The organism is Neobacillus nitrireducens (assembly GCF_030915405.1).
GTDB lineage: Bacteria > Bacillota > Bacilli > Bacillales > Cytobacillaceae > Neobacillus.
The window spans coordinates 1,775,933-1,795,008 of the sequence record NZ_CP133262.1 but is presented as its reverse complement, the minus strand read 5'-3'; the positions used below and the strand labels follow the sequence as shown (position 1 = coordinate 1,795,008).

Here is a 19,076-nt window from a genome sequence, read left to right as displayed (position 1 = left end):
AATTAAAAAAAGCGAAGCCTAGGCTTCGCTTTTAAGCTATTTAACAGTTATTAGATTCGAGATAACTGTCAGTTGATTATCTTCAACAACGACGTTTAGATTTTTTACATCAGGTTCTTCTAAAATAATATCAGCAATCTGATCTTCAAGTTGTACTTGGATGACACGGCGCAGTGGTCGTGCTCCGAATGCAGGATGGTACCCAAGCTCTGCAAGTTTTTCTTTGGCCTCATTGCTAATCGTTAATTCAATATTTTGTTCAGTTAATGACTCTTGTAACTCGTTAATCATAAGGTCAACAATAGAGAGAATATGTTCTTTGCCGAGAGAATTAAATTCAACGATATTATCGAAGCGATTCAAGAATTCTGGCTTAAAGAAGCTGCCAAGGGAATCAAGGATACTAGCCTCTTCGATGGCATTATTGGTACCAAAGCCGACATGAGCTGTTTTGTGACCTGCACCCGCATTGCTTGTCATGATGATAACGGTGTCCTTAAAGCTGACAATCCTGCCCTGGCTGTCTGTGAGTCGGCCGTCTTCAAGAATTTGTAGGAACAGATGCTGTACATCTGGATGAGCCTTTTCAATTTCATCTAATAAAATGATGCTGTATGGATTTCTCCGCACTTTTTCGGTCAACTGACCTGCTTCTTCATGCCCAATATAGCCGGGAGGCGAGCCAATTAATTTGGAAACACTATGCTTTTCCATATACTCACTCATATCAAGGCGGATCATCGAATCCTTCGAACCAAATAATTCTTCAGCAAGTGTTTTAGTTAACTCTGTTTTCCCAACGCCGGTTGGTCCGACAAATAGGAAGGTACCGATTGGCCGATGTTTTGATTTTAGTCCGGCACGACTGCGTCTAATCGCTTTTGCTACCTTTTTTACAGCCTTTTTCTGGCCGATAACCTTTTGGCTAAGATCCTCCTCTAATGTCTGCATTTTTTGCTGTTCATCTTGTTGCAGTTTTCCAACGGGAATCCCTGTTTTTTGTTCGATGATTTCTTGGATAAGCGCTGCATCGACCATGGGTCTTTCGGTGCCTGAAATTAAATTTAAAGACTTCTCAAGGTTTGTTTCTTCATCGCGAAGGGATGCGGCCTTTTCATACTGTTCATTTTTAAGGGCTTCTTCCTTCTCTACAGCAATCTCTTTTAGACGTATTTCAATTTGTTCATTACTCTTATAATCCGAGATCAAGTTTAATTTCGAACCTGCTTCATCTAATAAGTCAATCGCTTTATCAGGTAGAAAGCGGTCTTGAATATAGCGCTGAGATAATTGAACACAAGCAAGAATTGCTTCATCGGAATAGACGACTTCATGGTAATCCTCGTACTTCTGTTGTATCCCTTTTAAGATATCAATCGCAGCTGCAGTAGTAGGTTCCAATACATGAACGGGTTGAAAACGCCGTTCTAATGCAGAATCTTTTTCGATTTGGCGGTATTCTTTTAATGTGGTTGCACCAACCACTTGTAGTTCTCCACGAGCTAGGGCAGGCTTTAAAATGTTTCCAGCATCCATGGAACCTTCAGCAGAACCAGCACCTACAAGCAGGTGAATTTCATCAATGAAAAGGATGATATTTTTCCGCTCTTTTAATTCGGAAATGACTTGCTTCATTCTTTCCTCAAATTGGCCGCGTATGCCAGTATTGGCTACAAGGGAAGCGACGTCTAACAAATAGACCTCTTTACCCCGTAACTTGCCTGGGATATCTCCTTCAGCAATCTTTTGGGCTAGTCCCTCAGCAATGGCTGTCTTCCCGACCCCTGGTTCACCAATTAACACTGGATTATTCTTATTCCGTCGGTTTAATATTTCAATGACACGCTTTACTTCTCCATCACGGCCAATGACGGGATCTATCAACTCAGCCTTCGCCAATTGAGTTAAATTTCGGCCGAATTGGTCAATTAAGCCGCCTTTTTCGGTTTTTCTATGAGTTTGTTGTGCAGGCTGACTGCTAAAACCATTATCAATATTGTTATTCATGAATAGATTTTCAAATGGAAGGCTTGGAAAGGAATTCATATTTGGACCCAAGCCTGCACCAAGAGCTTGCTTTTCTTTAGTAAAGCATTCATGACAGAGTCTGATTTCCTTACGCTGTCCATTAATAATCATTGTAAATTGGATGTTTGCATTGTGTTCATTACATTGTTGACAAAGCATAAGAGAATAACCTCCTCGAAAATTAATAATTAGTTTGACTTTGACTATATTTGACCTTGTGACGCTAGTATACTCTGACCTTTTTTGACTTTCAAGTGCTTTACTTATGGTAATGCTTTCTATTTAAGGAAAAAAGCTCGTCTTTGTTTGTCCTTATCATCATATATTGATGATAAGGAGATGATGTTGTGAAGAGGGATTGGACTCAAGCATTTCAGATTGCGGCGGTCTATGTGGGGACAGTAGTAGGCGCTGGATTCGCCACGGGAAAAGAAATCGTTGAATTTTTTTCGCGGTTTGGTTTCTTTGGCTTAATTAGTATATTAATGAGCGGTTATCTCTTTATTGCATTGGGCTCTAAATTAATGAGAATGGCTGCATTTATAGAGGCAAAATCTTATCAAGAGTTTAATGAGTACTTGTTTGGTAAGTGGCCAAGTCGTGTCATTAATATCTTTATGATTTTTATGCTTTTGGGTGTCAGTGCAGTGATGCTTTCAGGGGCGGGGGCGGTTTTTGAGGAACAGTTAAATCTGCCAAAAGCAGTCGGTGTTTTCCTGACTATTTTTTTATCCTATTTAGTCATGATAGTTGGTACTAAAGGTCTATTTGCTGTTAATACGTTTGTTGTTCCGGTAATGATTACTTTTAGCATAATATTAATGCTCTTTTCAGTTCAAATGCCTAACTTCCTAGATCAATTATTATTTATTCCACCTGCCGATGATGGTTGGAAAAGTGTCATTGCCCCATTTTCCTATGTGGCATTGAATCTAGGTCTGGCCCAAGCTGTTTTAGTACCGATCGCCACAGAGGTTAAGGATGATTGGACGATTAAGTGGGGAGGGTTTCTTGGAGGGGCGGCTTTAACTGTAATATTAATTGCCGGTCACTTTACGTTAATCATGCTCCCAAATTTAGAACTATATAATATTCCGATGGCGATTGTCATGAAAAATTTAGCACCTTTTCTTTATTGGATCTTTGTTCTCGTAATTTATGGGGAGATTTTCACTTCTGTGATTGGAAATGTCTTTGGGCTGGACCGTCAGTTAAAGCAATATTTGACCATACCGACCATGCTATCGGTGACCCTGATTTTTGCCGTTTCTTATCTGATTAGTCTTGTGAATTACGGTACGCTTCTATCCTATTTATATCCATTGTTTGGGTACATCTGCATGATTTTTTTTATCTTACTTTGGATGAAACCATTTACACCAAGAGTAAGAAAATAGAAAAGCAGGTGTCTAAAAAGGACACACTGCTTTTTCTACTTAATAGGCAATATAATAAATATCATCAGGTCAAAGATAATATGAGATACAATTGCAAGTGGCATAGATTTCTTCAAAAAATAAAGATATCCCCAAAAAAGACCTGAAATAAAGGCAGCAAGAACTAACAAAAACGAGCCGGAATAAATATGAACGGAAGCGTACAGGACCGATCCAGTTAAAATACTTACAATTGGATTAAAGTACTTACTCAATCTTGTTTGGATAAATCCACGCCAGAAAAGTTCTTCTCCCGGTGCTGCTACTAAAACTAAAGCTAGGTATTGCCAAAATAATGCTGGCGCATACCAATTATAGAGATTCTTAATACTCGTATCAAACGGGAGATGAAGGATCTTCATTGCCCATAGGCCAAGCCAAAAAACGAAATATAATAAGAAACCTGACAGTGCTCCAAAAATGATAAATTGAATAACTGATAACTTATCATCGACATCTTCCTGAAAGGATGAGTATGCGATTAACACCAAAATGGATCCGGAAAATATATACCAAAAGATCGTTCGATCCTGAAATGAAAAAAATAAAAGAACGTGAGCAATAAGTAAACCAATAAGTATGCGAGGGTCTTGGAAGAATTTTTTCATTATCATGATCTCCTTTTAGGAACAATAGAACTTATTTTAACAAATAAGTTTTTCAAATGGAAATCATTACATTGCCCCTTTCAGCAATTCGTTTGATTAGAACAAAAAGAAAAGAAAAAAATAATAAGGAAGGGAGTGAAAAGAATGAGCAAATCAAAAAGTGAGCAAGAACGTGAATGGACAGTCAGGAAGCAAGATCAAAATCCCCATGGAAAAGTAAAATCTTTAAAGGAATTAACCAAAGAAACTGGAAAAGGTCAATAACGATTCGGGTAGGAATCAAAAAAAGAAAAGGCAGCCATGTTGGGACTGCCTTTTCTAGAATTCTATTAATTTAATAAGCGCTTTCTTTTACAACCTTATAGTTTTTGTGATTGACAACTGTGCGCTGATCCAATTCTAAATCACGATAATTGTCCATAAATGTTAGGTCGACTATGACAGAATTTTCATTTACCTTTTCAACAATCCCCTTCAAACCACCACGGAATTCTATGATATTTCCTACTTCTGCTTTTCTCATTTTAGTCTCTCTCCTTTACCTCAAAAACTATAAATAAAATCCAGTTAAATAACAGTTTGCACTACTTTATTCAATTCGTAAAGGCTTTTATTTGACAATTATGTTAATTCTTTTAAACATTATTAGTATATGAGAAAAAGGGCCGCGAAAGAATCGGTAGCGCTTTCATTTTTTTGAAGTTGGCGTAAGAAAAGCCATAACGTTAAAATACTAGGTAAAGGTGGTGCAATAAGATGAAAGAAGAAATGATTTCAGAAATCTTGAATCAATTAATGACAGGAGAACTATCGGAGTATTATGTTAAAAATGATGATTTTATGGAATTTCGTCAAGTATTAGTAAAAAGAAAAGATTTTAAGCATTTTCGTGGAATAGGTCAAAGGGGCGGCGATGTTTTGTATCAATACCTAAAAGAACCAAGAAGTTAATTTTTAAAACGAAAGTTTGTGACTGGTTTTGACAGATTTGTGACAGATTTGTGACATGTGGTATAAAATAGATTTTTCAGTTGTCTGAAAAAGGCGAAAGTGATATTCTAGCATTTGTATAAACAAAACATTATCATCAGAGTGAAAATTCAATACATGTTTGTTTTCTTTTTGGAAAAAATAAACGAAAAATATTTCACTTTCACTCTTTAGTCAATTATTGATTTAGTTGACTAAATGATAAGAAATGTTTATTTTTAATAAAGCAAGTTTATATTTTTATATAAATATTAAAGGAGTTTGATTATCATGGCAGAAAAGCAATTTAAAGTAGTCGCAGAAACAGGTATACATGCAAGACCAGCAACATTATTAGTGCAAACAGCTAGCCGATTTGATTCTGAAATTCATTTAGAATATAAAGGTAAGAAAGTTAACTTAAAATCAATAATGGGTGTTATGTCTTTAGGTGTGGGCCAGGGTGCTGATATCACCATTTCAGCAGAAGGAAATGATGCAAACGATGCATTAAATAGCCTTGAAGAAACCTTGAAAAAAGAAGGATTGGCAGAATAATGACTTTTTTACATGGTATAGCTGCATCAAACGGGATTGCAATTGCAAAAGCATACCGTCTTGTCGAACCGGATTTATTATTTGAACAAAAAAAAATTGAAGATACTAATGCGGAGGTTGACCGTTTCCGACAGGCAATGTCGAAATCAACAGCAGAACTCGAAGCGATTCGAGACCGGGCTAAAGTCGACCTTGGCGCAGATAAAGCTGCGATTTTTGAAGCACATTTACTCGTCCTAAGCGACCCTGAATTAAATGCACCGATTGAAGATAAGATTCAGTCTGATAAAGTGAATGCTGAGTCTGCTCTAAAGGAAACGGCAGATATGTTCATTATGATGTTTGAACAAATGGATAATGAATATATGCGGGAACGTGCAGCAGATATTCGAGATGTAACCAAACGTGTATTAGCCCATTTGTTGGGTGTTCAATTGGTTAATCCAAGCATGATTGCTGAAGAAGTGATAATTGTGGCTGAGGACTTAACCCCATCAGACACCGCACAATTAAACAGACAATTTGTTTTAGGATTTACTACAAATATTGGCGGACGTACCTCACATTCAGCAATAATGGCTCGTTCTCTGGAAATTCCAGCCGTTGTTGGAACAAAGACAGCTACTGAGGAAATCAATAATGGGGATCTTGTTATTGTTGATGGATTAAAAGGTGAAGTACATATTAATCCAACTCCAGAACTTGTTGAGCAATACCGTAAAGTGCATGAAGGGTATGAAGCTCAAAAGGCTGAATGGGCTAAGCTTGTTAATGAACCAACTGTATCAAGTGATAATCACCATGTAGAATTGGTTGCCAATATCGGTACTCCTAAGGATTTAAAAGGAGTCATTGAAAATGGTGGGGAAGGTGTAGGCCTTTATAGGACTGAATTCCTCTACATGGGAAGAGATCAACTTCCAACAGAGGATGAACAGTTTGAATCCTACAAAGCCGTTTTAGAAGGATTAACAGGAAAACCAGTTGTTGTTCGTACCTTGGACATTGGCGGGGATAAAGAACTGCCATATTTGGATTTACCAAAAGAAATGAACCCGTTTTTAGGCTTCCGGGCAATCCGTTTATGCTTAGAAGAGCAGGATATTTTCCGTACCCAGCTAAGAGCACTGTTACGTGCTAGTATCTATGGGAATTTAAAAATTATGTTTCCAATGATTGCAACCCTAGATGAATTCCGTGCTGCAAAGGCGCTCCTTGAAGAAGAAAAGCAAAAGCTTCTTGCTGAAGGACAAAAGGTTTCCGATGAAATTGAACTTGGTATCATGGTGGAAATTCCTTCAACGGCCATTCTAGCGGATCAATTTGCAAAAGAAGTAGACTTCTTTAGTATCGGGACAAACGATTTAATTCAATATACGATGGCTGCTGACCGCATGAACCAACGTGTTTCTTACTTGTATCAGCCCTATAGCCCGTCTATTTTACGTTTAGTAAAAATGGTTATTGATGCTTCACATGCAGAAGGAAAATGGACAGGTATGTGTGGGGAAATGGCAGGGGATGAAACAGCAATTCCACTTCTTTTAGGACTTGGACTTGACGAATTTTCAATGAGTGCCACTTCCATATTAAAAGCTCGCTCGCAAATCAGGAATTTGAAAAAATCTGATATGGAGAAGCTTGCTCAAGAAGTATTAAACATGCAAACTACTGCTCAGGTTATTGAAGCAGTAAATGCTGCTACAAAGTAAATTTATGATATAGAAAAAGACCGACTGATTTATTAGTCGGTCTTTTCTATGGCATTGATTATTTTTTGAAAAGAGGCAGAGCAAATCTATCTCTTATTTTATATTCTTTTGACAAGTATTCCCTTCAATTATCCTGTATACTATAATTATATTTATTTATCAAGGAGGATTGGAACGTTAATGGAATTGAATTTAACTGGTAAAACAGCTTTGGTGGTCGCTTCGAGCCAAGGCTTAGGATTTGCAATAGCTGAGCGTTTAGTTAGAGAAGGAGCCAATGTTATGATTTCCGGCCGCGATGAGGAAAAGCTGAGACAAAAAGCAAGTCAGCTTGAATCTATTGGTTTAGGAAAAGTAGCTTATCAAAAAACAGACATAACAGATATAAATGACATTAATCGGTTGGTGAAAGCAACTGCAGAAACATTTCAAACAATTGATTTGCTAGTTAATAATGCCGGAGGTCCTCCTGCAGGTTCGTTTGAAGACTTGAGTGATGAAGACTGGCAGAATTCCTTTGAATTGAATTTATTATCTTACGTCCGAATGATTCGGGCGGCACTGCCTTATTTAAAAGAGCAAGGTGGTAAAATCTTGAATATTGCCTCTACATCTATTAAAGAACCAATTCCGGGTCTTATTCTCTCGAATACGTTTCGGACGGGCATAGTTGGACTAGCAAAAACACTTGCTTCAGAATTGGCTCAATATAATATTTTGATTAATACAATTGCGCCTGGACGAATTGCAACAGACCGCATCAGTCATTTAGATCAGATGAATGCTGATAAGTTTGGTGTGGACAGGGAGACAATTGCATTACAATCACAAGCAGGAATTCCCTTAAAGCGGTACGGTACCCCGGAGGAATTTGCAAATGTTGCTGCTTTCCTCTTATCTGATGCTAATTCTTATATGACGGGCAGTTCATTCTTAGTAGACGGAGGGATGGTCAAAGCAATCTAGAAACATATGATTTATTTTTTCCTATATTAACCTTTCTTTACGTTTATTACCGATGTAATTTGGCTATGGTAAAAATATTAAGGGAGTGTTATAAAATGCTGAAGAATATTCGATTAATTACTGTTTTGCTCTTGTTACTGTCTGTAACCACGCTATTAAATGGCTGCGGCTTACTTTTTTCCAATGAATTAATTGTCAATCGGTATGCTGATGCTTTGTTAACAAAAAATAATGAACTACAATTCCGGTTTCGAATCAATAGTGAAATATTAGCAGGTCAACAATTATATAAAGTGAAGGTTACTATTCATGATGACAAGTTAGCAGCAGCAATTGGTAAACGGGAAATAGTTTACGGCGAAGAGCAAGTGCAGAATGGAGAATATTTGGAAGTTGAAGGAAAAGGTGAAAAATATATTTTTATGGACCCGCTTCCTCTAAACGTAGATTTACATATTCATGAACTTAAAAATATGATTGAAAAGAATAATGCCGTCTCGATTGAAGTATTTAATAATCAAGAAGTTTTCGGTCGTGCCTATTTAACAAACTTTTCTTCAGAGTTGTAAAAGTGATTATGTTCTCTTCTAAAAGGGCAAAATAAATTTGTGCATAACTTTGGAGAGAAGGAGCATGAAGACCGGAGCGACTGGGACGTTCCGGTCTTTCTTGTGCTTATTTTTTCAGGTATCAAAACTTAATGCTAAAATATAAATGAATATTTAAATAGAGAGGAAGGATTATTTTGCTTACTCCAGAAAATACGGTAATTGGCTTTATTGGGATAGGTGTTATGGGTAAGAGCATGGCAGGACATTTAATCAATGCCGGCTATTCCATAATTGTTTATTCAAGAACAAAGGAAAAGGCACAAGACCTATTGGATAACGGCGCAGAGTGGGCCGCAACAGCAAAAGAAGTAGCTGAAAAAGCATCGGTAATTTTTACTATGGTAGGCTATCCGACGGATGTGGAGGAAATATATTTTGGCGAAAATGGTTTAATCCACAATGGGGCATCTGGAAGCTACCTTATCGATATGACAACCTCTGCACCATCACTGGCTATTAAAATTTATGAACAGGCTAAAAAGAAAGGAATTCAGGCAATAGATGCACCGGTTTCAGGTGGAGACGTGGGTGCGAAGGAAGCTACGCTCTCCATTATGGTTGGCTGTGAACGGGAAGCATTTGACGGGGTTCTTCCTATATTAGAATTGCTTGGAACAAACATAGTTTATCAAGGAAAACCAGGTGCTGGGCAGCATACAAAAATGTGCAATCAAATTGCCATTGCTTCAAATATGATAGGTGTTTGTGAGGCAGTTATATATGCAGAAAAAGCCGGGTTAGACCCTGAGAATGTCTTGAAAAGTATTACAACTGGGGCAGCCGGGAGCTGGTCCCTAAGTAATCTTGCACCAAGAATGTTAGCAGGAAACTTTGAACCTGGTTTTTACATAAAACATTTTATTAAGGATATGAAAATCGCGATAGATGAAGCTGAAAAAATGGAGATGGAAGTTCCGGGACTTTCATTAGCGAAATCTTTGTATGACCAATTAGTCGAAAAAGGAGAGGAAAACAGCGGGACCCATGCCCTTTATAAATTTTGGAAGAGCTAAGGAACGCATAATAATACCCTCACCGTAAAAGGTGAGGGTATTATTATGCGTTCCTTAAAAATTGTTCTATTTGGTTTAAACCGATTTCAAGAGTTTCCATAGAACAAGCAAACGATAACCGGAAATAGCCTTCTCCATATTCTGAAAAAGCGCTGCCGGGAACAACGGCCACTTTTGTTTCTTGGACAAGCTTTAGGGCAAAGTCAAAACTATTTAATTGAATGGTTTTAGGAATCTTTACGAAGAAGTAAAACGCTCCGTCTGGCTTGACAGCATCAAGTCCCATCGCAGTTAAGCGTTTGTAAACAAATTCTCTTCTTTTTAAATATTCTTTTTTCATCACAAGCGCATCATCCATCCCTTTAGTAACTGCCGCAAAGGCTGCTTTCTGGGCAATGGACGTCGCACAAGATATATTATATTGATGAACCTTTAAAATATGTTTCGAAATGACTTCAGGTGCAAATAAAAAGCCAATTCTCCAACCAGTCATCGAGTGGGATTTGGATAACCCATTGATGACGATGGTTTGTTCTTTTAGAAAGGAAGCAATGGATATATGCGGTTGGTCATAGGTAAGCTCACTGTATATTTCATCTGCAAGGATAAAGATATCTTTATTTTTAAGATACTCTGCTATTTCCCTTAGCTCTGACTCAGAGAGACTAACGCCGGTCGGATTAGAGGGGTATGGCAGGACGATGCAACGGGTTTTCTCAGTAATAAAAGGTTTTATCATTTCTAAAGTAAAGCGAAACTGATTTTCCCGGATATCCACATGTACAGGTGTAGCCCCCATCATTTTAATGATCGGTTCATAGCCTGGATAAATAGGACCTGGTAATATGACTTCAGACCCTTCAACTAAAATTGTCCGAAAAGCAATGTCAATAGCCTCGCTTGCACCTACAGTAACAATCACCTCTGAGTCAGGTTTATAAAGTAAGCCATATTTTTTTTTACAAAATTGCACGCAGCTTCCCTTAATTCAATCGTCCCTGCATTATGGGTATAGGAGGTAAAGTTCTGCTCAATCGCAGTAATACCAGCTTTCTTCACATGCTCCGGAGTTGGGAAATCAGGTTGTCCAATCGTAAATGAGATCAAATCTTCAATATGGGATACCATATTAAAAAACTTTCTAATTCCTGAGATTTCTATATCTTTTACACGTTGATTAATTAATTGTTCCATATTGTCCATCCTTCCAATTGAAGTTTACCCTTTTATGAATATAATGATTATAGACTATTTTTAGCTGAAGGTACTACTAAAGAGAAATAAAAAAACGATCTAAGTTTTTACTCAGACCGTTTTTAAGGGAAGGGGAGTTTATTTCAAATTAAAGTGTTTTAATAACCATAATCCCAGTCAACCTCGTCCTCGTGCCAAAAAACTGGTGACACAGAACCGAAATTAACTATTTTATCTTCTAGCTTGCAGTTACAATCCTCGCAGCCGCATTGCTCTTTAATTTCTTCATAAATGGAATGATCCACATCTTCAATAAATGTAACCTTTTGTTCTTGAAAAAGAATCGCTGTTCCTTTCATTGGTCAAGCACCTCTTTTAAATTTTTTCAAACTAAGTATCTTCTCATAATTATATTGTAATTCCGTATCAATAAAGAGTCTATATGTTAGTGATGTTGTTCACAAAAACATCACTAACTGTTAGGATGGATACTCCAAAAGAAAAAGCCAGGAATCCTGGCTTCATGAATATCGTTCACCTAGTTTTTTGAAAATAGGCTTTTGATAAGTTTTGCTTTTTTTATTAGATGGGGTTTGATCAAGTTCTGAAATTCCGGTATATAGCTGGAGTAATGCTTTTGCTGAATTTAGTGAGAGTGTTGCCTTTGGATTTCGTACCCGTTCATCTAATTTACCGAAATGTGGTAGTTCTAAAAAATCGGACTTGGTGGGAGGAATATGAAATGTATACCTTCCGCATTCAACTAACACATCCGACTGCTGTTGACTATTTCGTGGATTTCCAGAGAAATGGAGACCAACTTTTTTAGCTTTACCTTCTTCAATCAATTTTTTTAATGTTTCCTGTTTTAATTTGTACAATAATTTGGGATTTGGAGCTGTTTTCGCATGGCGATTCACAATAAAGATAGCTTGAGCGAGGTTTTCGATGGTTAGTTTTAGGTTTGTTAGAGGGTCTTTCTGGTCATAATTCAAAATATGTTCTCCTTTCAGTTATATAAAACATCTATATTATACCTTTTTTTAAAAGAAATAGGAATAAAGCAGTAATCTTTTAGTGAAATAAATATCAAATAGTTAATGCTTATTGTAAAAAAAATCCTTACCTATTGATGATAAGGATTTTTTTTGATGCTACTTTTCTGCTTTTAATGTAAATATACTTAACTCTGGTTTGGACATAAAGCGAAAAGGGAGGCGTGTTGTTCCAATTCCTCGATTGACATAAAGCGAAAGAGGATTATTCTCGCCAATTGAATAAAGACCCTCTGGGTATATTTGAGCAAAAGGAGGAGTCACAAGTGCCCCGAAAAAAGGAATCTTAATTTGCCCTCCATGGCTATGACCACTAAGCTGCCAATGGACAGGATACTGAGAAGCGGTCTCTGCAAGGTCTGGGGCATGAGATAATAATATTTTAAAAGTGTCTTTTGGTACATTTTTTAGGGTCAGTGGTAAATTAGGTTTCCCTAACATCGCATCATCAATTCCAAGGAGATAAATAGTACTTCCATCCTTTAATTTAATGGGTGCTGATTCATTCAAAAGTACGGTAAAATCTGTCGTTTCCATGATATTTCTGTAAATGTCAGAGCCGTACCCACCATGATCATGATTACCAAAGATACAGTACTTTCCTAGCGGAGCATGTAATTTCTTCAAAATAGGAATCAATTTATTAATTTCTGTATATTGATTTGGCTCGTCCATTAAATCACCGGTAAATAAGATAATGTCTGGTTTAAGAAGATTAATTTTTTCAACTAATTTATTAAATTGATGAAGGTTATATTGAAAACCAAGGTGGGTATCACTAAATTGAATGATTTTTATTCCATCAAAACTGTTAGGGATAAGTGGATGTTTTATTTGAAGTTTTTGAATATCGAGTAATGAAGGCTCAATTCGATTGGCATAAAGATAGCCACCCGAACTTAATCCAAGAACAGTAAGAAATGAACCAAATGTTCGTTTTAAAAAAATTCTCCTCGTCTGTTTATTAGCCATTTTTTCAACCAGCCTATCTTTTATTAACCTTCTACCAATGAGAAGAGTCCCTTTGTATTTTCTTTAAAAACTAACCAGATTGCAAGTGAAAAGGTCCTTTGTAACCTTTATTCATAAAAAAGTAAAACATTCAAAAAAGCAGCCAACAATATGGCTGCTTATCTTATTTATAGCTAACGGCTCGGCTCCTTAATGCCTTCCATGAAGAAATAAATTGTTGCTTCCCAACTCTTACTTGTTTTTTACCAGAGAGTGGATCATTTAAATAGACATATTTTGAATCATATCCAACTAAGACGACGGCATGTAAATCGAGCGGTGTTTTAATATATTGGTTCCCGTGATACCAGCCCTCAGGGCGGTCTGGTAAACGGTAATCCCCGGTTGTCCATACAACTACTGGATAACCCGCTGAAACATGCTCTAAGACCTGATCAAAGGGCTGGTTAGTTAAATTGATGGCTCTTCCAGGGAGTTTTTGGTTGATTAAGGCAATCATTGGTTGATCAAATACTGCATACCCTGCTCTTCTGCCTGTCATATCCCCAACAAATCCATCTGAGGGGTTTCCCCAACGTATAATATCACCCTTTGGGGATTTAATGAGCGGGTCTAAATCCTTCCGGACAGATCGGTAAAGATCCATTTTCGTTGTTTTTACGCCAGCATAATTTAGTACCATTGCCAAGCTTGTGACTTCGCAGCCATATTTAAGTTCAGGATTTTGCCTAATTAAAACGACATTTAGCATGGCAGATTTCTTCTTCGGGGCAGCAGTAACTGAATCATTTTTTATTTGTTTATTTTTAACACTAATCACTTGTTTATTTAGTTCCTTTATGGTGAAACGTTTATTTTCTAAGTCTACTGATGATGTGTTTTGAGTATTCTCTTTCACGGATATCGTGGAAAGAGGCTGTTTACTTTCCGTGCTAAGATTTGTATCCGCGTGAGAGTGGCTACATCCAAACATGGGAAGGATCGAGGCTAATAAGCAAAGTTTTTTCAGAAACTTATCCTCCTTATTGAACAGCTTATATATAGGATATGATTGTTTATAAGCGACTATAATGGTATCCTTTTGGAAAAGAACGGGTATCGCCGTTCAGCGTATGGTATAATAAGAAAAAAATTTTGGAGGTACTTGGATGGATGCATTGGAAATACTATCGGATCTTGAAAATGTATTTCCCTATTTTCAACCGATTTTTAGTGCCGATGAACAAAGTGTAATTGCCTATGAGGTGTTGGGGAGATATAAATCAGAAGGGAACATCATTAGTTTAGGGACCTTTTTTCAGGATGACCAAATTCCTGATGAATATAAATTTGAGGTGGATTTGTTAATAGTCAAAATGGCGCTGGAAAAAGCGCTAAAGCTTGATGAGGATATAAGTATATTTCTCAATCGGAATGCTGATTTATTAATGTATGGGCATGGTGAGCCTTTCTTACAAGAGCTGCTTGCATTTGAAAAAAAGGGGTTTATGTTAAATCGAATTGTTCTAGAAATTTCTGATCGGAATTATACTGGAGATTTAGACCAATTTGATCACTTATTGCAATATTATCGAACCTACGGGATTAAAATAGCGATTGCAAGAATTGATAGTGAAAGTAGTTACTTCGAACGGCTTGGACAACTTGAACCAGATATTTTAAAGATTAGCTTGCAGGCTTTAAAGTCAACATCAACAGGAATAAATTTTAACGATGTATTATTTACCTTATCCCTTTTGGCAAGGAAAATAGGTGCCACGCTCTTGTTTGAAAATATAGAAATGAGCTACCAGCTTCAATTTGCTTGGAAAAATGGCGGTCGATATTATCAAGGTTATTATTTGCAGCCACCCGCAGCCGAATTCATTTCACGTGAAATTCTAAAAGATCGCTTAAAAGAGAAGTTTCACGACTTTATCTCCTATGAGAAAAAGAAATTAGAAGCTGTATATACTACTGCTGAATTTTTTCAAGCCAAGGTTCAAGAAATTGTGATAAAAAACAGAAGTGCAACCTATCAAATCCTATTTCAAAATCTTATAAAGGAATTAGATCAAATTGCCTTTCGAATGTATGTTTGCGATGAGGATGGTTTTCAGAAATCCGCCAATATTTTTAAGGGAAAAGAGGGTTGGATTACCCAATCCGAGTACATTCAAAAAAATTGGAGTTGGCGGCCTTACTTTTTAGAAAATATTATTAAAATGAGAAATGAACGAAAAGGCATCTTATCTGATTTGTATTGTGATATTGATACCGGGGAGACCATTCGCACGTTTTCATTCCCCATGAATGGGGAAGAGTATTTGTTTATTGATATAGCCTATCAATATTTGTTTCAACACGACCAATTACTTTAGCGATTACCTTTTTTTATGAGGATTTAAAAAAAAAACCCTATTTTTTTATTTTTACTTGGACAAATGGGCAACGTTATTTTATTCTTTTAATATTGGCATATTGAATTATAGGTTGGAAAATTATGAAAGTAACCCACTCGGATAGAAAATGTGCCAATTGAGAAACATAATTGTAGATGTTTGTTTGGGTTTGAAAGGAGACGGAGCCGATGTCACAGCTTCAAGGTATATTAACAAGATTAAAAAATCTTCAGGAACAAGCTAATAGTGGTGAACCAGCACAACGCTATTTCGAGGTTAACGGGGATAGAAAGTGTCAAGTAACATTTCATCCGAAAACGGAGACATTCGAATTAGAAGTATACAATGAAAAGGAAAAACCAAAAAGATATCAATTTGATAATGTTGATATGATTACAATTGAAATTTTTGATTTGATTCAATAAGGAACCTTTTGGGTTCCTTTCTTTTTATATTCAAGAGATGCGGATTTTCGCTTGAATGTATCTTTTATTACGTTTCCAAAATTAGCACAGACACCCGAAAACTGTGGTAGAATGTATCTGTGGAAAAACAAATTTTTGAGGAGTTTTCGGCAATGATCAGTCTTCCTAATGGCGAATTTTTAAAATTAACGATAAAAGAACTAATGATACCATCCGAGCGTGTAGCCCATGTCCAGATTGGTAATAATCTCGAACATGCCTTATTAGTCTTAACAAAAAGCGGTTATACAGCTATACCTGTATTAGACCCTCATTACAAGCTTCATGGGTTAATTAGTACCCCGATTATAATGGATTCTATCCTTGGTCTAGAAAGAATTGAATTTGAACAATTAGAGAAAAAAGAGTGGAAGAGGTTATGAAAAGCTCAATTCCACGAGTTAAAATTTCAGCATCTCTTCAAACATGCCTTGAGTTGCTCGTTACCCAGCCATTTCTATGTGTGGAGACTGAGGATGGTTACTTTGAAGGAATTTTGCCTAGAAGTACTTTATTAAATCAATTAACTAAAATATTAAAAAAGAATGGAAAATAACACATTTAGGCTCCCGTGAAGGGGGCTTGATTTTTTTAAAGTTAGAGGTGCGAATATGAGTAGTTCTACTGAGGACATATCTAAAGGAAAGCTCCAAAAACGGCAAACGAAAAAGACACTAGTTTTAGTTGCCGTCATGTTAGCTATGTTTATGGGTGCGATTGAAGCAACGATTGTTTCGACCGCTATGCCTGCAATTGTCGCAGATTTGGGCGGGTTTAAACTATATAGCTGGGTATTTTCTGCTTACTTATTAATGAATTCAGTCACCGTTCTTATTTATGGGAAATTATCTGATTTATTTGGTCGAAAACCAATTCTTACGATTGGAATAATCATCTTTTTAATTGGCTCTATTCTTTGTGGATTTGCCACTTCAATGAAGATGCTCATTTGTTTTCGTTTAATACAAGGATTTGGAGCAGGTGCAGTCACACCGATTGCGACAACCATTATTGGTGATATCTATACATCGGAAGAAAGGGCAAAGGTTCAAGGTTATCTTTCCAGTGTTTGGGGTATTTCAGCGATTACCGGACCTGCAGTGGGAGGTTTACTTGTCCAATTTGTAAGTTGGCATTATGTTTTTTGGATTAACATCCCACTTGGGATTCTTTCTTTAACTGGACTATGGTTGTTCTTACATGAAAATGTCAAAAGGAAAAAACATGAAATAGATTACCTTGGAGCTATTCTGTTAACAGTAGCAATTTCTTCGTTAATGTTTATCCTTGTAGAAGGTGGGAACCATTTTGCATGGGGCTCTTGGCAGTCGTTAAGCTTTTTTGCTTTTAGCGCTTTAACCTTACTGGGGTTCGTCCTTCAGGAAGGACGGGCTAGTGAACCGGTTATGCCTTTTTCAATTTGGAAGGAACGCTCGATACTCATCGCAAACACCACATCGCTTGCAACGGGTATCATGTTAATTGGAATATCGAGCTTTTTGCCTACTTTTGTACAAGGTGTTATGGAACAAACGCCTATTGTTGCGGGATTTACGTTGACATCTATGTCAATTGGCTGGCCAATAGCATCGACATTAGCTGGACGAATGCTGATTTCCATGGGTTATCGTAAAACATCTATTATCGGTGGAGTGTTGTTAATCATTGGAAGCATTACATTTGTGACGATGTCAGCTTCTTCAGGCCCATTATGGGCTGCGGTAGGTTCCTTTTTGGTTGGTTTAGGCATGGGTCTAACATCAACTGCCTTTATTGTTTCGATTCAAAGTACTGTCGGTTGGGAACAGAGAGGTATCGCAACCGCATCGAATATGTTTATGCGAAATCTTGGTAACACAATGGGTGCAGCATTAATGGGTGGGATCCTTAATAATCGTTTAAGTCTTTATTTAAGTCAGAAAGATCCTTCCTTATCAATAGAAGATGTAAATAGGCTCTTAAAACCAGCTGAGCGAGAAAAGCTCTCTGAATCAGTCCGAGGTGTATTGCAGAATGGGCTAACTTTTTCCTTGCACTCTGTTTATTATGCCGTTCTCGCATTGGCCATCATTAGTTTATTGTTAATATACTTTATACCGAAAAGGAATGATAGCTCTGTGTAACCTTCACAGAGTCTTTTTTAAGGAGGGGATATCTTGTCCTCATTATCAGAATTTCAATTATTATCTGTTTTGGCTCAGGAGATGAATATGCGAAAGGCTTCAGAAAGACTATTTGTTTCACAACCAGCTCTATCGCAGAGATTACAAACAATCGAAAAAGATTGGGGAACAAAGTTATTTATTCGATCTCAAAAAGGGTTAGCACTTACTCCTTCTGGTGAACATGTCATTCAATTTGTAAATGAAGTCCTATCCAAGCAAGAAAAGGTGCGTGAAACCATTTATTCACTTCAATCAGAAGTGTCAGGCACTTTGAAGATTGCTGTTGCTTCAATTGTTGGCCAAAACTGGCTTCCACAGGTTTTAAAGAAATTTATTGATCGATATCCGCAAGCCAAAATTTCATTAGTAACCGGCTGGAGCAGTGAAATATTAAAATGCTTATATGACGACCAGGTTCATATTGGGATTATACGTGGTACACCTGATTGGAAAGGAATTAAAGTTCATCTATTTAATGACCCGCTTTATTTAGTTGATAGGGAAATTACCAGTCCGGAACAAGTTTTAAATACTGACCGCCCCTTCATTCAATTTAAAAGTGATTCAAATTATTATCAGGAAATTCAAGATTGGTGGATGCGCAACTTTAAGACTTCACCCAAAAGAACGGTTGTTGTAGATCAAATTGAGACCTGCAAACAGATGGCCTTTAATGGTATTGGTTACGCGATCTTACCAGCAATAACATTAACAAAAGCTGACAGGGATATTTTCAAAATTCCCCTTGTTGATGAAAATAATGAACCTTTACAACGTGATACATGGCTTTTAGGCTATGAGTCTTCCTTTCAACTAAAGCAAGTTAATGCCTTTGTGGAGTTAATTAAGGAATACATCGCTGAATCTTCAGAAGAATAAGGTTGTTTTTCTTGTTTTCATTTCTTTTGTTTGTTAAAGTATTTTTTAGTACAACATAGGGGGTA

General features: G+C 36.9%; 19 protein-coding genes and 2 pseudogenes. 13 read left to right on the top strand and 8 right to left on the bottom strand.

Translation table 11 applies throughout. From position 1 onward, the window contains the following. Nucleotides 1-36: 36 nt before the first annotated feature. Nucleotides 37-2,187, bottom strand: coding sequence for an ATP-dependent Clp protease ATP-binding subunit (locus RCG22_RS08620; RefSeq protein WP_308106520.1), 2,151 nt, complete (start codon nt 2,185-2,187; stop codon nt 37-39). Nucleotides 2,188-2,375: 188 nt separating this feature from the next. Between RCG22_RS08620 and RCG22_RS08615 the strand changes: the two genes are divergently transcribed. Further along, entirely contained in the window at nt 2,376-3,425 is a 1,050-nt protein-coding gene (locus RCG22_RS08615; RefSeq protein WP_308106519.1) for a YkvI family membrane protein, read from the top strand. Between the two features lie 35 nt (nt 3,426-3,460). On the opposite strand, the gene RCG22_RS08610 is transcribed toward RCG22_RS08615, so the two are convergent. Beyond that, on the bottom strand, nt 3,461-4,072 hold the full coding sequence (locus tag RCG22_RS08610; protein ID WP_308106518.1) for a CPBP family intramembrane glutamic endopeptidase: 612 nt from the start codon (nt 4,070-4,072) through the stop codon (nt 3,461-3,463). A gap of 144 nt (nt 4,073-4,216) precedes the next feature. On the opposite strand from RCG22_RS08610, the gene RCG22_RS08605 reads away from it, so the two are divergent. After that, nucleotides 4,217-4,336, top strand: coding sequence for a DUF6254 family protein (locus RCG22_RS08605; RefSeq protein ID WP_286138105.1), 120 nt, complete (start codon nt 4,217-4,219; stop codon nt 4,334-4,336). A gap of 70 nt (nt 4,337-4,406) precedes the next feature. Here the strand turns inward: RCG22_RS08605 and RCG22_RS08600 are convergent, their stop codons facing one another. Beyond that, nucleotides 4,407-4,595 carry a YkvS family protein gene (locus RCG22_RS08600; protein ID WP_066252404.1) on the bottom strand — a complete coding sequence of 63 codons (189 nt, stop codon included), beginning with the start codon at nt 4,593-4,595 and terminating at the stop codon, nt 4,407-4,409. Between the two features lie 233 nt (nt 4,596-4,828). Here RCG22_RS08600 and RCG22_RS08595 point away from each other — a divergent pair, with 233 nt between their 5' ends. The 6 genes from RCG22_RS08595 (at nt 4,829) to RCG22_RS08570 (ending at nt 9,901) form a co-directional block, all read left to right on the top strand. Continuing rightward, entirely contained in the window at nt 4,829-5,023 is a 195-nt protein-coding gene (locus tag RCG22_RS08595; RefSeq protein WP_066259849.1) for a hypothetical protein, read from the top strand. Nucleotides 5,024-5,332: 309 nt separating this feature from the next. After that, nucleotides 5,333-5,599 (top strand): phosphocarrier protein HPr, encoded by a 267-nt coding sequence (locus tag RCG22_RS08590; RefSeq protein WP_066252410.1) that lies wholly within the window; start codon nt 5,333-5,335, stop codon nt 5,597-5,599. Continuing rightward, entirely contained in the window at nt 5,599-7,311 is a 1,713-nt protein-coding gene (ptsP, locus tag RCG22_RS08585; RefSeq protein WP_308106517.1) for a phosphoenolpyruvate--protein phosphotransferase, read from the top strand. Before RCG22_RS08590 ends, ptsP begins: the two co-directional genes overlap by 1 nt. A gap of 180 nt (nt 7,312-7,491) precedes the next feature. Continuing rightward, nucleotides 7,492-8,277, top strand: coding sequence for an SDR family oxidoreductase (locus tag RCG22_RS08580; protein WP_308106516.1), 786 nt, complete (start codon nt 7,492-7,494; stop codon nt 8,275-8,277). Between the two features lie 95 nt (nt 8,278-8,372). Next, complete coding sequence (locus RCG22_RS08575) at nt 8,373-8,846, top strand: hypothetical protein (protein ID WP_098261029.1); 474 nt, start codon at nt 8,373-8,375, stop codon at nt 8,844-8,846. Nucleotides 8,847-9,022: 176 nt separating this feature from the next. After that, entirely contained in the window at nt 9,023-9,901 is an 879-nt protein-coding gene (locus tag RCG22_RS08570; RefSeq protein ID WP_308106515.1) for an NAD(P)-dependent oxidoreductase, read from the top strand. A gap of 43 nt (nt 9,902-9,944) precedes the next feature. On the opposite strand, the pseudogene RCG22_RS08565 reads toward RCG22_RS08570, so the two are convergent. From RCG22_RS08565 to RCG22_RS08545, 5 genes and pseudogenes are all read right to left on the bottom strand, one after another. Continuing rightward, a pseudogene (locus RCG22_RS08565) lies at nt 9,945-11,095 on the bottom strand (aminotransferase A). A 158-nt stretch (nt 11,096-11,253) separates the two neighbouring features. After that, the gene (locus tag RCG22_RS08560; protein ID WP_066252426.1) at nt 11,254-11,454 is read right to left on the bottom strand and encodes a hypothetical protein; all 201 of its coding nucleotides are present in this window, start codon (nt 11,452-11,454) and stop codon (nt 11,254-11,256) included. Between the two features lie 162 nt (nt 11,455-11,616). Continuing rightward, on the bottom strand, nt 11,617-12,090 hold the full coding sequence (locus RCG22_RS08555) for a YkyB family protein (RefSeq protein WP_308106514.1): 474 nt from the start codon (nt 12,088-12,090) through the stop codon (nt 11,617-11,619). Between the two features lie 159 nt (nt 12,091-12,249). Further along, the gene (locus RCG22_RS08550) at nt 12,250-13,122 is read right to left on the bottom strand and encodes a metallophosphoesterase (protein WP_308106513.1); all 873 of its coding nucleotides are present in this window, start codon (nt 13,120-13,122) and stop codon (nt 12,250-12,252) included. A 163-nt stretch (nt 13,123-13,285) separates the two neighbouring features. Further along, nucleotides 13,286-14,020, bottom strand: coding sequence for a C39 family peptidase (locus RCG22_RS08545; RefSeq protein ID WP_308106512.1), 735 nt, complete (start codon nt 14,018-14,020; stop codon nt 13,286-13,288). A gap of 250 nt (nt 14,021-14,270) precedes the next feature. Between RCG22_RS08545 and RCG22_RS08540 the strand changes: the two genes are divergently transcribed. From RCG22_RS08540 to ccpC, 5 genes and pseudogenes are all read left to right on the top strand, one after another. Then, on the top strand, nt 14,271-15,482 hold the full coding sequence (locus tag RCG22_RS08540; protein WP_308106511.1) for an EAL-associated domain-containing protein: 1,212 nt from the start codon (nt 14,271-14,273) through the stop codon (nt 15,480-15,482). A gap of 209 nt (nt 15,483-15,691) precedes the next feature. Further along, nucleotides 15,692-15,928: a YkuJ family protein gene (locus RCG22_RS08535; RefSeq protein ID WP_066252435.1), complete on the top strand. Its 237-nt coding sequence runs from the start codon at nt 15,692-15,694 to the stop codon at nt 15,926-15,928. A gap of 152 nt (nt 15,929-16,080) precedes the next feature. Beyond that, nucleotides 16,081-16,523: pseudogene (cbpB, locus tag RCG22_RS08530) on the top strand (cyclic-di-AMP-binding protein CbpB). A 55-nt stretch (nt 16,524-16,578) separates the two neighbouring features. Then, nucleotides 16,579-18,090: an MDR family MFS transporter gene (locus RCG22_RS08525; protein WP_308106510.1), complete on the top strand. Its 1,512-nt coding sequence runs from the start codon at nt 16,579-16,581 to the stop codon at nt 18,088-18,090. Between the two features lie 33 nt (nt 18,091-18,123). Then, nucleotides 18,124-19,011 (top strand): transcriptional regulator CcpC, encoded by an 888-nt coding sequence (gene ccpC / locus RCG22_RS08520; RefSeq protein ID WP_098261038.1) that lies wholly within the window; start codon nt 18,124-18,126, stop codon nt 19,009-19,011. Nucleotides 19,012-19,076 lie beyond the last annotated feature (65 nt).

Coding starts and splice junctions, on each gene's coding strand:
- RCG22_RS08620 (WP_308106520.1), bottom strand. CDS start 2,187: ATGCTTTGTCAACAATGTAATGAACACAATGCAAACATCCAATTTACA.
- RCG22_RS08610 (WP_308106518.1), bottom strand. CDS start 4,072: ATGAAAAAATTCTTCCAAGACCCTCGCATACTTATTGGTTTACTTATT.
- RCG22_RS08605 (WP_286138105.1), top strand. CDS start 4,217: ATGAGCAAATCAAAAAGTGAGCAAGAACGTGAATGGACAGTCAGGAAG.
- RCG22_RS08600 (WP_066252404.1), bottom strand. CDS start 4,595: ATGAGAAAAGCAGAAGTAGGAAATATCATAGAATTCCGTGGTGGTTTG.
- RCG22_RS08595 (WP_066259849.1), top strand. CDS start 4,829: ATGAAAGAAGAAATGATTTCAGAAATCTTGAATCAATTAATGACAGGA.
- RCG22_RS08590 (WP_066252410.1), top strand. CDS start 5,333: ATGGCAGAAAAGCAATTTAAAGTAGTCGCAGAAACAGGTATACATGCA.
- ptsP (WP_308106517.1), top strand. CDS start 5,599: ATGACTTTTTTACATGGTATAGCTGCATCAAACGGGATTGCAATTGCA.
- RCG22_RS08580 (WP_308106516.1), top strand. CDS start 7,492: ATGGAATTGAATTTAACTGGTAAAACAGCTTTGGTGGTCGCTTCGAGC.
- RCG22_RS08575 (WP_098261029.1), top strand. CDS start 8,373: ATGCTGAAGAATATTCGATTAATTACTGTTTTGCTCTTGTTACTGTCT.
- RCG22_RS08560 (WP_066252426.1), bottom strand. CDS start 11,454: ATGAAAGGAACAGCGATTCTTTTTCAAGAACAAAAGGTTACATTTATT.
- RCG22_RS08550 (WP_308106513.1), bottom strand. CDS start 13,122: ATGGCTAATAAACAGACGAGGAGAATTTTTTTAAAACGAACATTTGGT.
- RCG22_RS08540 (WP_308106511.1), top strand. CDS start 14,271: ATGGATGCATTGGAAATACTATCGGATCTTGAAAATGTATTTCCCTAT.
- RCG22_RS08535 (WP_066252435.1), top strand. CDS start 15,692: ATGTCACAGCTTCAAGGTATATTAACAAGATTAAAAAATCTTCAGGAA.
- RCG22_RS08525 (WP_308106510.1), top strand. CDS start 16,579: ATGAGTAGTTCTACTGAGGACATATCTAAAGGAAAGCTCCAAAAACGG.